The organism is Porphyrobacter sp. YT40, assembly GCF_006542605.1.
Taxonomy (GTDB): Bacteria; Pseudomonadota; Alphaproteobacteria; order Sphingomonadales; family Sphingomonadaceae; genus Erythrobacter.
In genome coordinates this window covers 1,178,328-1,191,601 of record NZ_CP041222.1, presented here as the reverse complement: position 1 = coordinate 1,191,601, position 13,274 = coordinate 1,178,328, and the positions used below count along the sequence as shown (strand labels likewise).

The window sequence follows — 13,274 nt, the reverse complement described above, 5'->3', positions numbered from 1 at the left end:
AAATGGCTAGTTGAACGGGATATAACGAATTTGGCGGGCGACCGGCGGCACGGTTGGCATCGCCATGCCGAAGGGCACCCGTGTCGCAGCATCATGCTGGACGAAGGAGCGTAACGCGAACCATGAACGACGCGATCGATCGCTTTCTGGCGTTGTCGGTGCGTCGTGCTGTCCGCGGCGAGGCACCGCCGCCCTGGCCTGAGGACTGGCCCTCAACCTCGGAGTTTCACGCGGCCGTAGCGGACCGGGCAGCGTTTCACGGCGTTGCGCTCGCGCTGCTGGGCGCACCCGGATCGCTGGAGGACTGGCCCGGCGCAGTGGCCGATCGCGTGCGCGAAGAGGCGCGCGGGCAGAGCTTCTGGGAACTGGGCCACCGGACCGTCGCCGCCCGCCTGATCGCGGCACTGGCCGCAGCCGGAACCCCCGCCGTGCTGACCAAGGGGACGGCGCTGGCCTATTCGGCCTACCCCGATCCGGCGATGCGGCGGCGCGGGGACAGCGACCTGCTGCTCGGCCCGGCTGATCGCAAGGCAGCCCGCGCGGCGCTGGCCGCCAGCGGCTTTCGGCGGGTCGGCGATGCGCGCCCCTTGCAGGAAAGCTGGGCGACCGAATGCGACATGGGCTTTGCGCACCAGTTTGATCTCCACTGGCGGATCAGCGCCAGCGCACTGATCGCGCAGAAGCTGGAAGCCGGGGGAGTCGGCACCCGTTCGCTGCCCCTGCCGCGCCTGTCCGACGCCGCGCGCGGCGTTCCGCCGACCGACAATATCATCCTCATCGCCATCAACCGCGCGCTGCACCACAAATACGGCTACCGCAGCGGGGCGGATAAGGCGTTCGAGCAGGATCGGCTGATCTGGGCGCTCGATCTGGCGCTGCTGTGCGAGGCCTTCACACCCGCCGACTGGGACGCGCTGCGCACCACCGCAGCCGCCACCGGCACCGCGCCGCTGGTGCTGTCGCTGCTCGATGCCTCTGCGGCGATGATGGGCACCTTCGTTCCGCCCGATCTGCGCGCGCGCCTCGCCGAGGATCCGGGCGATGCGGCGCTGCTGGCCTGCATCGCGCCGCTGCCGAGCATCACCCGTCTGCGGCTTGACCTGTCGGCCAGCACCAGCCTTGCCGACAAGCTGCGGGTCTTCTCCTATGCCCTGCTGCCGGGGCCCGAAGTGCTGCACGAACGCTTCCCCGAGGCCGCGCACTGGCCGACCGCTCTGTTGCAGGAGGGGCGGCTGGTGTCCGGTCTTGGCCGAATGCTGACGGGGGGCGCCTGAGATGGAGCGGCCTCAGAAGGGTTTCGGCGCACTCGGCCACTGGGCGCGGCGGCATCGCGGCAGCCTTGCGCTGATCGGCGGCATCTCGCTGCTCGGCTCGCTCGCCACGCTCGCCCTGCCCTGGCTGGCGGCGCGGCTGGCGGCGGGGATTGCCGGGAACGCGGTGATCGACCTTAGCACCACCCTTTGGCTGTTGGGCGCGGCGCTGGCGGGGCTGACGGCGGCGACCATCGGCGTGACGATCCTGTCCGAACAGGCCTCGGGCCGCATCCTCGCCGAGCTGCGCGATGAGACCTACGCCCATATTCAGGCGCTGCCCGTGTCCTTCCACGACAGCCACCGGCAGGGCGATCTGCTGTCGTTGATGAGCTACGAGGTGCAGAACCTCAGCAGCTTCCTCACCGCCACTCTCGCGCAGCTGCCCGCGATGATGATCACCGCAGTCGGCGCGGTGGTGCTGATGTTCCTGATCGATCCGGCGATGGCGCTGGTGGTGCCCGCGCTGGTGCCGCTGTTCTATGTCGGCATGAAGCTGCTGTCCCGGCGGCTGCGCGATTTCGGGGCGCAGGTGCGCGCGGCGGAGGTCGACGTGCTGTGGCAGGCCGGGACCGACCTCGACATGCTGCCCGCGATCAAGGCCTTCGCGGTCGAGGACGAACATTACGCGCGCTATGCTGCGGCGGTCGAACGCGCGCGGCTGCTCAAACTGAGGCAGACGCGGATTACAGCCTTCATCAGCCCGGTCGTCACGCTGGTGGCGGCGCTCGGCGCGATCGGTATCCTGCTGGCGGGGAACGCGTCGATCACCTCGGGCACGCGCAGTCCGGGCGATCTGTTCGCCTTCCTGTTCTATGCCGCGCTGCTGACCCGCCCAGTGGGGAGCCTCGCGGGCACATACGGCGCATGGCAGCTGGCGCGCGGCGCACTGGAGCGGCTGGAGGCGGTGCTCGCCATGCCGCCCGAGCCGGGCTATGGCCAGCCGCAGCGCCCCGGCCGGGCCCGCGGGGCGATTGCCTTCGAGCAGGTCGCCTTCGCCTATCCCGACCGGCCGCCCCTGCTCAGCGGCTTCGACCTCGCCATCGCGCCGGGCGAGATCGTCGCGCTAACGGGGGCCAACGGCGTCGGCAAGTCGACGCTCGTCAACCTGCTGCTGCGCTTCTACGAGCCCACGGCGGGGCGCATCACGCTCGACGGCAGCGACATCGCCGCGCTCGATGTGAAGGCCCTGCGGCGGCAATTCGGCTTCGTGCCGCAGCGGGCGCTGCTGCTCGACGGCACGATTGCCGAGAACATCGCTTTCGGCCTCGCCGCGCCCGATCCCGCCGCGATCGAGCAGGCCGCGCGGTGGGCGCAGGCGTGGGATTTCATCGAGCAGCTGCCCGAAGGCCTTGCCACCATGATCGGCGATGACGGCGTGCGCCTCTCGGGCGGCCAGCGCCAGCGCATCGCACTCGCCCGCGCGTTGCTGCGCGATCCGCCGATCTACATCTTCGACGAGGCCACCAGCATGTACGACCTCGACGGCGAGGCCGCCTTTGTCGAAGACTGCATCACCACACTGGCCGGGCGCACGGTGATCATCATCACCCATCGCCCCGCAAGCCTCGCGCTGGCGGACCGAATCATCGAGCTGACGCCGAGCGGACCGGTGGTGGCCACCGGTGCTTCGAACGGCAAAAGGTAAGCGGCGATGAGCGGGATCTGCGCCGTGCTGCGCTGCGATGGTCGGCCCGCTGCGCCCGATAACTTGGCGCCGGTGCTGGCTGCGCTTGAGCGACGCGGGCCCGATGGCAGCCACCTTGCGGCGGAAGGGCCGGTAGCGCTCGGCCATGCGCTGCTGGCAACCACCCCGGAAGCGCTGGTCGAGCGGCAACCGCTACGCCATCCCGGCACCGGCTGCCGCATCACCGCCGACATCCGGCTCGACAATCGCGATGATCTGATCGCGGCGCTGGGCCTTACACCGGGCGCGCGCGTGATCGGCGATGCCGGGCTGGTGCTCGAAGCCTATCTGCGCTGGGATCTCGCCTGCCTCGAACACTTGCGTGGCGACTTCGCCTTCGCGCTGTGGGATCCGCGCTGCGAGCGGCTGCTGTGCGCGCGCGATCAGGTGGGGATGCGGCAGCTGATCTACGCCCACGCGCCGGGCCGGCTGTTCGCGCTCGCCACCGAAGCGCAGGCGCTGCTGCGCCACGAGAGCGTGCCACGCCGGATCAACGAGGCGCGGATCGCCGACTATTTCGAGCATCTCGAAGCGATCGACCTCACCTCGACCTTCTTCATCGGCCTCCACCGCCTGCCGCCCGCCCACGCCCTCACCGTGACGCGTGGCGACCTCAAGATCTGGCGTTACTGGCAGCTGACTCCGCCCGCGCCATTGCGACTGCCGAACGACGCGGCCTATGCCGAGGCCTTTCGCGACGTTTTTGGCGGGGCGGTAGCGGCCCGCCTGAGCGCGCCTGATCCGGTCGCGGCGATGCTTTCGGGCGGGGTCGATTCGGGATCGGTCGCGGCGCTGGCCGCATCGCAGCTTCAGCAGGCGGGCCGGCCCCCGCTGGCGACATTCTCCGCGATCGACAGCGATCCCGCATGTGTCGAATCGCAGGCGATCCGCGGTGCGCTGGCGATGGACCATCTCGACCCGACCCTGATCGGGCGCGAGGACATGGCCATGCTGCGCCCGGAGATGGAGCGGCTCGCGCTGGCGGTGCAAGAACCCTTCGACACCAACATGACCCTGCTGCGACTGATGTATCTCGCCGGGCACCGTGCGGGCCACAAGGTGATGCTTGATGGCGGGGGCGGCGATATCGTGCTCGGCGCGCCTGACATGGTCGCCTGGCATCTGCGCAAGGGCCGCCCGGGACGCGCTTGGCGCGAGGCGCGCGGGCAGGAACGCTTCTGGGGCTCCGTACCGGGGGCGAGGGAGAACATCGTCCGCCAATTGGGCCGGATCATCGTGCCGGAGCCGCTCCGCGCGCTGCGCCGCAGCCTTGCCGGGCTTGGTCGCGCCGCCGCGCCGACGCCCACGCTGCTCTCGGACTCCTTCGCCGCGCGAATCGACCTCCCCGCCCGCCGCGCCGCCAACGCCCGGCACATCGCGCCGCACCGCTTCGCCCCCGACGGGACGCGCGCGGCGCTGGACATCCATCCCTATCTTGTCGTCGGACGCGAGCGTTATGACCGGATCGCCTCGGCACTGGGAATCGAAGCGCGCGATCCCTTCTGCGATCTGCGGGTGATCGAATTTGCCGCCTCTCTGCCACCTGATCAGCTTCAGGACGATGGCTGGCCCAAGGTCATCCTGCGGCGCGCGAGTGCCGGGTTGCTGCCCGATTCAGTGCGCTGGCGGCTGGGCAAGGAACACCTTGGCGGGCTGCTTCAGGACGAATTGTGGGGCGAAAGCCTGCGCGGCGAAGACCGGGCCGCGCTGGTCGATTCGCTGGCTAACCTGCAGCCTTACGTGGCCTCACGCAGCATCGAACACTTAGCAGGTGCAGCAAAAAATGCCCCAGCTTGGGATTCAGAGGTTGCGAGTCTACTGATGCTTCGCTATTCCTCTGAATGGTTGACGATCAATGACAATCCAGATTGTTGTTGAATAGAATTATGTTCCGGATGGAGAAGTTATGGCAAGCCTGTTGAACAATGATAACGCCAAGGCGTCCTATCAGAGCCCCAAGCTCGCCGTTTATGGTGGCTTCGCGAAGCTGACCGCCGCCGGCAGCGGCACCTTCAGCGAAGGTCCGAATCAGGGCCCGATGGCGAAGGCCGCGCGCAAGCTTTGATGGCTCGCCCGGCTCCGGCCAAGCGTGCGGGGTTTTGACCCTATCCAGTTTGTTTAGGGAATCCCGCATGTTGCCGGAACTTTTCCGTTCTGGTTCCTTGCCAGATTGGCGAATTACAGACCTCGGGGGCGACCTGCCTCCGGGGTTTTCGCTTGTCCGCTTTGCGGGCGAGGATCCGGAAGGCTTCCCCTCCTGCCTCGTGCTGGGGCCAGGTGAGTGCGTGTTGTCCTTCGCCGGGCTGGCGCGGTTCCTGATCGCCATGGCGCAGCGCAGCATAACGGTGTTCGATGTCCAGCCCGCAGCGACACCGGCCGATATCGAGCATCTCCTCTATGACCACGTGGCGCCGCGCATCGTCGCCGAGCAGGGCCCGCTGGTGCTGCATGGTAGCGGGGTGGAGATCGACGGCGCGCTGGCGGTCTTCCTCGGCGAAACCGGCGCGGGCAAATCGACCCTTGCGGCCAGCCTGCACCGGGCCGGCCACCGGCTGCACGGCGATGACGCGGTGGTGCTGCACGAGGGCCCGCACGGCTACACCGGCAGCGCGGTCTACCCCAGCCTGCGCCTCTTTCCCGAGACGATTGCCGAGGTGTTCGGCGATGCTGCGGCGTCCTCGCCGATGGCGCACTATTCCGAAAAGCAGCGGGTAGACCTGCGCTCGATCGCGGCGGAATCCGCTCCATCCGCGCCGATTGCGGGGTTGTTCTTCCTCGCCGGCGGATATGAGGACGACCCGCTCGCCGCCGAACTGATGCGGCCGAGCGAGGCCTGCATGGCGATTGTCGAGCAAAGCTTCGCGCTCGATCCTTCGGACAAGTCCAAGGCCGCCCGGCGGCTCGGCCAGAGCTCGATGCTGGCTAATGCGATCCCGGTTTACCGGCTGACCTACCCCCACGACTTTGCGTGCATGAACGATCTGCACGCCATGATCCTTGCCTGTCTGGGCAGCAATGGCACCCGCCCGATCATGGGCAGAAAGGCGATGAACGACTGATGGGACGTCCGACTGGCTACGATATTGCCTCCTTCGGCCTGATGATCGAGTGCGAACCGCGCATGGCGGTCTATGCCGAGGCGCTGAAGCGCGCGATCACGCCGGGCTGCACCGTGATCGACATTGGTGCGGGCTTCGGGATCTTCTCGATGCTCGCCTGCAAGTATGGGGCGGGCGAGGTGATCGCGATCGAGCCCGATCCCGCGGTCGAGCTGATCATGCCGATGGCGCAGGCCAACGGCTGCGCCAACAAAATCACGGTGATCCGCGACATCTCGACCCGCTACACGCCCGAGCGCAAGGCCGACGTGATCGTCTCCGACATCCGCGGCATCACGCCGCTGTTCGAACATCACATCGCCTCGATCGTCGATGCGCGTACGCGGCTGCTGGCAGAGGGCGGACGTCTCGTGCCGATGCGCGACACCCTGCGCATCGCGCCGGTGCATTCGCCAAGGCATTACCAGCCCTGCGTGCGCCCGTGGCTGACGAACAACTATGGCCTCGATCTGAGCGCCGGGCACCCCTACGCCGTCAACCTCAGCGCTCCGGCCCAGCTCGAACCGGCGGCCTTCGTCGCGCAGCCCGCCAGCTTCGCCACGCTCGACTACCGCACGATCGTCGATCCCAATGTCGATGCGACGGTCGAATTCGTCGCCGACCGGACCGATACGGTGCATGGCCTGCTGATCTGGTTCGAAGCGGAAATCGGTGAGCGTCTGCGGTTCTGCAATGGCCCCGGCGAACCGCCGCTGGTGTATCAGCAGAAGTTTCTGCCGCTGGAACAGCCGGTGCGGCTGATGGCTGGCGAAGGCCTGACCGCCCGCATCCGGGTGCAGATGGTCGATGGCAAGTATATCTGGTCGTGGGACACCGACATTGCCCCGGGCGCCCAGCGCGCCGAGACCTTGCGGTTCCGCCAGTCGACCTTCAAGGGCGCGGTCTTCTCGCCCGACCGTCTGCGCCCGCATGCGCATGATCAGGTGCCGCAAGCCACCGCGCAGATGGCGATCGACGCCGCCTGTCTGGCGCTGGTTGGCGAGGGGCGCACGCTCGAGGACATCGCGGTCGCGATCATGGAGCGGTATCCCGACAGGTTCGGCGACAAGATGGACGCGCTGGGGCACGTCACCAAACTTCTGGAAAGCTACCGCAGCTAGGCGCGTCAGTCGATCAATTGCGCTCGTGCAAAGCGCGGTTGCAGGGCCGGGTCGAGCGTCTCCCAAGCGGTGCGCCTGAACAGCAGGCGGGCCTGACCTTCATGGTTCTGCGTGTCGCTCCACCAGTCGCGGCACAACGTGGCGTAGATCAGCGGACGGGCAATCGCGCTGCGGTTGGTCATGCCCTTGTGGAACACCCGGTAATCCCAAAGCAGCGCATCACCCACCGGAACGCGCGGCTCGTAATCGGGAACTTCGGGATGGTCGCCCGCCCGGTGTGTGCGCCGGGCAAAGCCGGTGGTGCCGGTCTCGTCATTCATCTCGACCAGCGGAATGGCGAGCGTGACGGCGGTGGCGGGCAGCATGTTTTCGAGCGGATGGCCCGGAAACAGGATGCCCCCGTCGCGGTGCCAGTGCTGCTCCTCGGCTCCGGGCAAGGCGTTGATGACGCCCCACGAATCGAACACGAAATCGGGCCCGAGCGCAGCGGTGAGCACCCCTTCGACCGCGGCGGGCAGCAGCACATCGCGCCGCGCCAGCGCATCGCCGATTTCGACCGCAGTGTAAAACCGGCCGGTCGACACGAACAGTTTATCGGCCGTCGCATCGGGCTTGAACAGGCGCGGGTGGTGCGCCTGAAGCTGCGCGAGGCAATCGGCGAGCACCCCCGGATCGACCGCCTGCCGTAGCGTGCACACCCCCTCGCGCCACAATTCCTCTGCGGCCTGATCGAGAGCCTGCTCTGTCAGCATCGCCAATTCCACGGTCCCCACATCGCCGGGTGGGTCGCAGATTTGCCCGCCTTGTGCAAGCAAGGCAGGGCCTTGCACCGACTGCGCCTTCACATCAGCCGGCAACCGTGCAAAAGGGGCGCAAGGAAATTGGAGACCACTCTTGAGCACCGATGTATTGCAAGAACGCTGGCGCCTCAGTGATGATGCCATCGCCAACCCGGTTGGCGGTGAGACGGTGATCCTGCATCTCGGCAACGGCACCTATTACGGGCTCGACCCCGTCGGCAGCCTGCTGTGGGAGGGCCTCAAGGCCGGACAGCCGGTGGCCGAAGTGTGCGATACCATCCTCGAAAAATACGATGTCGAGCGCGAGACTGTCGAACAGGACCTGCGCCGCTTCCTCGCAGAACTTGCCGAAAATGGTCTCATCGTCCGCCACTGAACGCGGGCGGGGGCCGGTCATGTCGTCGGCCTATGATGAGAGATTCGCTCTGGGCGCGCCGCGATGAGGCTGCGCCGCTCCATGCCCTTTCCGCGCTTTGTGGCGTGTGCTGTGCGGGCAGGATTGGAGCTCGCCCGGGCACGGCTGTTTCTCCATAGCACCCGACCGGCGGAGGTGTTTCGGCGCAACGCGCAGAGCGCTCGGGCTGGTGCCGCCGCGCGAAGCTCGTCGCCCGAGGAGGCCGACAGTCACTATCGGCACGTCGCCGCCTTCGTTTCGGCCATGGCCGTGCGGGTCCCCTGGCGCGCGGATTGTCTGGTGCAGGCGATGGCGGCCCAGCGCTGGCTGATGCGCAGGGGCTTGCCGAGCGAGATCGTGGTCGGCGCGGCCAAGCACCCCGATGGCCGCTTCGAGGCCCATGCCTGGCTGCTCAGGGGTGAGGCCGTGCTGCTCGGCGGGGATATCGACCGCTTCGAACCCCTGCTCGATTCGGCGCAGGCCGCGCTGCGGCAGCCCTGATACGGCGATATGTTGCTGGCGCACGACGGGAAAACGGAAATCCTTTACCAATTCGGGCTATCAGCGGGTTGCAAAGCTTGCTGCATTGCGGTAGTCCAAATTCCAAGAACGTTATGAAAAGGGCTTAACCATGATCAAGACCGCTACTCGCCTGATGGCTGCAACCGCTGCACTCGGCCTCGTCGCTGCGCCGATCGTGGCTCAGGCCAACACCCGCGCTGGCGACAGCGGCGCCGTCTACTCGGTCAGCAATGCTGCTCCGGGCCTCGGCCGTGCGGCTGCCGGTGAAGGTCAGGAAGAAGGTTCGGGCCTCGCGATTCCCCTGGGGATTGCCGCTGTTGCCCTGATCGGCGTCGGCATCTACTTCGCGGTTGAAGACGACAATTGCGCCTCGCCGGGCGCTTGCTGATCAAGCTCTCCGGGAGCTTTCGAGTTCCAGCAAGGATAGGACGCCCGGTACGATGTGCCGGGCGTTTTGCTTAGGCGGGCCTGACGCCCTGCCTCCCCCGGTGCCTTTCTCCGCGAGAATTGACCTTTGGACCGACACCCGTCCGACCGAATCACCTTTCCGCTGATCATCGTTCTGCTGCTGGTCGCCTTTCTGGCCGGTGGCGGAGGGATCGGTGCAGCGCTGGCCAATCTCACTGTGCAGCTGGCCGCGTTGGCCGTCTTGGCTCTGCGCCCACGGGAATGCGCCGCGTTCTGGCGCGAATCGCCGCTCGCCCTGCGCTTGCTGATCCTCGCGACGCTGGCGCTGCCGCTGCTCCAGCTCGTGCCCCTGCCCGAATCGGTCTGGCGCGCCCTGCCCAGCCGCACCCTGGTTGAGCGCTCGCTAGAATTCGCCGGCGGCGCGCAAGGCTGGAGGCCGTTCAGCGTCAATCCGCTGCGCACGGCTCTGGCGCTGACCGCGCTGGTCACCCCGCTGGCGGTGCTGCTGGCGGCATGGACGCTTCCGCGGGCGCGGCTGATCAATCTGTGCTGGATCATCGTCGGCTGCGGCATCGTGACCGCGATTCTCGGCGCGGTGCAGTTGGGCGCTACGGGCGATGCGGGCACCTTCTACGGCTCGCCTGCGCCGGGAGAGATCCTGCTCGGCACCTTTGCCAACCGCAATTCCACTGCGCTGTTCCTGACCTTTGCGCTTGCGCTCGCGCTGCTGCTGCCTGCCCCGCGTCCGCATCCGGCGGTGCTGCCTGCGCGGCTGGCGGTCAGCGCGCTGCTGCTGCTCGCGGTGGTGCTGACCCAGTCGCGCACCGGGGTGGTGCTGGCGCTGCTGCCGATCGCACTCGGCCTCGCAAGCTCTCTGGCCGAGCGCCGTCGCGGCGGCTCGGCAGGTCGCGCGGTGCTGATCGGGCTGGGCGCGCTGGCCGTGCTCGGCGCCGGCCTCGGCACGCTGATGGTGTCCTCTCCGCCGGGCCGCATCGGCGCGACGTTCGAACGCTTCGAGGCGACGGACAATCCGCGCCGCTTCATCTGGGACGATGCCACCTTCAGCGCTACCCGTTATTGGCCGCTGGGGGCGGGAATGGGCACCTTCGACGAGATCTATCAGGTCGACGAATCGCTCGAAAACCTGACCAATCGCCGCGCCGGTCGCGCGCATAATGACTATATCGAGCTGGCGATCGAGGCTGGCGCCTCTGGCCTCGCGTTGGCAGCGGCGTGGATGGCGCTGATCGGCTGGCTGAGCTGGCGGGTGCGGCGATCCTCGCAGCGCTGGGTGGCGTGGAGCGGCAGCGCCTTTCTGCTGGCCATCGCCTTGCAATCGATCACCGATTATCCGCTCCGCAGTCAGACAATCCTCGCGCTCGCGGGGCTGGCGCTGTTGCTGCTCGCCCGCACCGCATTCGACCATGCGCAGGGCGACCGGAGGGCGCTGGCATGATTGGGCGAATCGTCTGGCTCACCGCGCTCGCCGCCACCGCGCTGCTGACGGTGTTGTTGCAATTCGATCTCGGATCGCGCTCTCGCGGAGCTCTGGTTGGCGTGGTGCCCGAGGCTTTGCGCAATTACGCGCAGGCGCGCGTGGCGCAGGCCGCGGCGAGCGGGGATGATCCCGCCGCAGCGCTGGCCGAGGCCGAGCGGCTGGTGCGCCGCCGCCCGCTGCCGGCGGAAAACCTCTCGCTGCTTGCCGTCGCTCAGGCCAAGGCGGGCAAGCTGGATGACGCCGCGCGGACCATTCAGGTCGCGGGCCAGCGCGGCTGGCGCGAACCGATGGCGCAGGAGGCGGTGCTCCGGCTCGCACTCTCGGCGGGCGACGCGGCGGAAGCCGCGCGCCGCTATGCCGCGCTGTTCCTGATGGATCGCACGCCCGATGCGCTGCTCGAAGAGCTCGGCCCGGCGGTGCTTGGCGAGCCCGACGGGATGGGTCAGCGCACGCTGGTGGCGATCGTCACCGGCGGAGATCGATGGCACCCGCTGTTCCTGCGCCGCGGCGCGCGGGTGATGCCGCCTGCCGCCTTCAGTGCGATTGCTGCCGAGAGCCTTGCCAGGGGTGCGGCGTTCGATTGCAAGGTGCTGGACCAGAGCCTGCGCGCGCTCACCCGCCGCGATGCCGCTGCGGGCACCCGCCTGCGCACGGCGGCCGCAGGACGCTGCCCCGGCTTGGCAGGCTAGTTCGGGGTCAGAGCGTGCTGGACAGCCTCTTGCAAGAAAGCTCCAGCCATCATCAGTTAAAAATTTGATCCGAGATCATCGAGGAAATTCAGATCCAATAATATCTGCCCTTGTACTGAGTTTCCTCATCCAGAATGCCATTTGGAAAATGAGAAATAAGATCCTCAAAAATCAAATGCTTTGAATGCCTAAAGTTGTATCTGTATTCGATCTCGGCAAGATAGGCCCAGAGATTGGATTTGGAAACCTGGCGGTAGGAGCGAAAACTGCGCCTCACCGTCGCCCAGAACGCCTCGATGTCGTTGTTGGTTTGCCCGTTGAAGTCATGAAACGCTACGGAATGATTGATCCTCAAGTGACGATAACCATGCCGCTGGAGGCTGCTGTAAGCCAAATGCATGTCCGTCACGACGGTAGAACCGGGCCGGATCCGGGCCAGAAGGGCTGGAATGATAGTGCTCGCTTTCCTGTCTGGCACTATGCCGCACATCACTCGGCCTTGACTTGCGATACCCAAGACAATCGCTGCCTCATGTGGCCCACCGCTTTCGCTGATCAGTCGTCGTAGATGGACCTCATCTACATGCACGAGAATCCCGGGCCCTCCGAGCGCTTCGGGGCGGGGCATCGACGCCATGTGCAGGCGGATCAGCTCGCAAACCCTGATCGCGCCGCGGTGTCCAAGGCCAAGTTGCTTTCGGATGAAAGGCGTCCGCATTCCCATTGAGGAATTTGCGAACAGAAAAATTGCATAAAACCATGCCAGGACAGAAACATTTGATCGATAGAATATCGTATCCTTACATGTTGAGAATTGTTTCCGACAAGAATGCCACCACTTCTTTGCGCCTTTAAGTTTCTTCAGGCCGCCGATTTCCCCACATTCCGGACAAATTTGTGTTTCTCCCCACTTTTGCATCGCGATGTGATCAAGACATGCCTCCTCATTCGGGAATCGTTCAAAAAACTCGATTATGCCGGGACTTTTGGGTCGATTAGGTCCTGGCATCATCGTCGCCTCTGTAAACTCTGGAGATCGAGCTGGGGAAATGATCGAACCATATCCCAATATGTCTGGCCTGAGTGATCTCGGCGATTGTATCGAAACTGAAAATCTTTGAGATAGAGCCAGAAATGCTCACGGGATGCATGCTTGTGATGATTATTGAATGGCTTGAGAAAATAGGACAGGAACCCGCTTATGAGATCCCGATCTGCCGGGTGATCAATGAAGAAGGTCGGCTCGAAAGTCGCCAGCGGTTGCCGCGTCTTGTAGGCTGACAGGACCTGACTGGTGCGGTGACAGGTGGTGAGCACTTGCCCGTGATTTGGCATCAGGCTTTCTATCGCAGCCCTCACTGAATGCCGCCGCGGAGCAGGCAGGACTGCGCAGTCCAATCGGGTATCAGAGGCTACGAAGAGAACATTCAGCGTGTTTGGGCTCTGTGATCCAGATCGTGCCCTGTTCACCGTGACCAATCTTGCATGAATGTCCTGCCCTACGGCAATTGGCTCGGCGCGTTCTTCGAGGGCAGCCAAGTGGAGCCGGATCTTGTAAGCCATGCGAAATGCAGCCGGATAGGTGATTCCCAAATGCCGGCCAAGGAATGCGGCGTTTACGCCCTCGGTTGAATTGGCAAAATGCAGCATCGCATAAAACCAGAGACGTAACGGCAATTTGGTCGCATGCATCAGCGTACCGCTGAGTGGTGATATGGTTGCCCCACAACAATGCTGGAAATACTTG

The 13,274-nt window shown here is 65.8% G+C and carries 14 protein-coding genes; 11 read left to right on the top strand and 3 right to left on the bottom strand.

All coding sequences use genetic code 11. The features are described 5' to 3' along the window. Positions 1-122 precede the first annotated feature (122 nt). The 6 genes from E2E27_RS05630 to E2E27_RS05605 all read left to right on the top strand — a co-directional run bounded on the left by E2E27_RS05630 (position 123) and on the right by E2E27_RS05605 (position 7,216). Entirely contained in the window at positions 123-1,274 is a 1,152-nt protein-coding gene (locus tag E2E27_RS05630; protein ID WP_141458044.1) for a nucleotidyltransferase family protein, read from the top strand. Position 1,275: 1 nt separating this feature from the next. Continuing rightward, positions 1,276-2,958: an ABC transporter ATP-binding protein gene (locus E2E27_RS05625; RefSeq protein WP_141458043.1), complete on the top strand. Its 1,683-nt coding sequence runs from the start codon at positions 1,276-1,278 to the stop codon at positions 2,956-2,958. A gap of 6 nt (positions 2,959-2,964) precedes the next feature. Next, on the top strand, positions 2,965-4,875 hold the full coding sequence (locus tag E2E27_RS05620; RefSeq protein WP_141458042.1) for an asparagine synthase-related protein: 1,911 nt from the start codon (positions 2,965-2,967) through the stop codon (positions 4,873-4,875). A gap of 28 nt (positions 4,876-4,903) precedes the next feature. Further along, positions 4,904-5,062 carry a lasso RiPP family leader peptide-containing protein gene (locus tag E2E27_RS05615; RefSeq protein WP_141458041.1) on the top strand — a complete coding sequence of 53 codons (159 nt, stop codon included), beginning with the start codon at positions 4,904-4,906 and terminating at the stop codon, positions 5,060-5,062. Positions 5,063-5,282: 220 nt separating this feature from the next. Continuing rightward, complete coding sequence (locus tag E2E27_RS05610) at positions 5,283-6,056, top strand: hypothetical protein (protein WP_141458040.1); 774 nt, start codon at positions 5,283-5,285, stop codon at positions 6,054-6,056. Continuing rightward, on the top strand, positions 6,056-7,216 hold the full coding sequence (locus E2E27_RS05605; protein WP_141458039.1) for a 50S ribosomal protein L11 methyltransferase: 1,161 nt from the start codon (positions 6,056-6,058) through the stop codon (positions 7,214-7,216). The genes E2E27_RS05610 and E2E27_RS05605 overlap by 1 nt, the downstream gene beginning before the upstream one ends. 5 nt (positions 7,217-7,221) lie before the next feature. Here E2E27_RS05605 and E2E27_RS05600 read toward each other — a convergent pair whose 3' ends face one another. Then, positions 7,222-7,989 carry a phytanoyl-CoA dioxygenase family protein gene (locus tag E2E27_RS05600; protein ID WP_181443574.1) on the bottom strand — a complete coding sequence of 256 codons (768 nt, stop codon included), beginning with the start codon at positions 7,987-7,989 and terminating at the stop codon, positions 7,222-7,224. A 121-nt stretch (positions 7,990-8,110) separates the two neighbouring features. Between E2E27_RS05600 and E2E27_RS05595 the strand changes: the two genes are divergently transcribed. The 5 genes from E2E27_RS05595 to E2E27_RS05575 all read left to right on the top strand — a co-directional run bounded on the left by E2E27_RS05595 (position 8,111) and on the right by E2E27_RS05575 (position 11,527). Then, positions 8,111-8,392, top strand: a complete 282-nt coding sequence (locus E2E27_RS05595; protein WP_158094250.1) for a PqqD family protein — start codon at positions 8,111-8,113, stop codon at positions 8,390-8,392. 123 nt (positions 8,393-8,515) lie between these two features. Further along, positions 8,516-8,911 carry a lasso peptide biosynthesis B2 protein gene (locus E2E27_RS05590; RefSeq protein WP_181443573.1) on the top strand — a complete coding sequence of 132 codons (396 nt, stop codon included), beginning with the start codon at positions 8,516-8,518 and terminating at the stop codon, positions 8,909-8,911. Positions 8,912-9,041: 130 nt separating this feature from the next. Next, complete coding sequence (locus tag E2E27_RS05585) at positions 9,042-9,320, top strand: hypothetical protein (RefSeq protein WP_141458035.1); 279 nt, start codon at positions 9,042-9,044, stop codon at positions 9,318-9,320. A gap of 126 nt (positions 9,321-9,446) precedes the next feature. Continuing rightward, a complete protein-coding gene (locus tag E2E27_RS05580) occupies positions 9,447-10,796 on the top strand; it encodes an O-antigen ligase family protein (RefSeq protein ID WP_141458034.1) in 1,350 nt (449 codons plus the stop codon). Next, positions 10,793-11,527, top strand: coding sequence for a hypothetical protein (locus tag E2E27_RS05575; protein ID WP_141458033.1), 735 nt, complete (start codon positions 10,793-10,795; stop codon positions 11,525-11,527). The genes E2E27_RS05580 and E2E27_RS05575 overlap by 4 nt, the downstream gene beginning before the upstream one ends. Before the next feature lie 88 nt (positions 11,528-11,615). On the opposite strand, the gene E2E27_RS05570 is transcribed toward E2E27_RS05575, so the two are convergent. Beyond that, a complete protein-coding gene (locus E2E27_RS05570; RefSeq protein ID WP_141458032.1) occupies positions 11,616-12,539 on the bottom strand; it encodes an IS1595 family transposase in 924 nt (307 codons plus the stop codon). Continuing rightward, the gene (locus tag E2E27_RS05565; protein ID WP_181443572.1) at positions 12,536-13,219 is read right to left on the bottom strand and encodes a hypothetical protein; all 684 of its coding nucleotides are present in this window, start codon (positions 13,217-13,219) and stop codon (positions 12,536-12,538) included. Before E2E27_RS05565 ends, E2E27_RS05570 begins: the two co-directional genes overlap by 4 nt. Positions 13,220-13,274 lie beyond the last annotated feature (55 nt).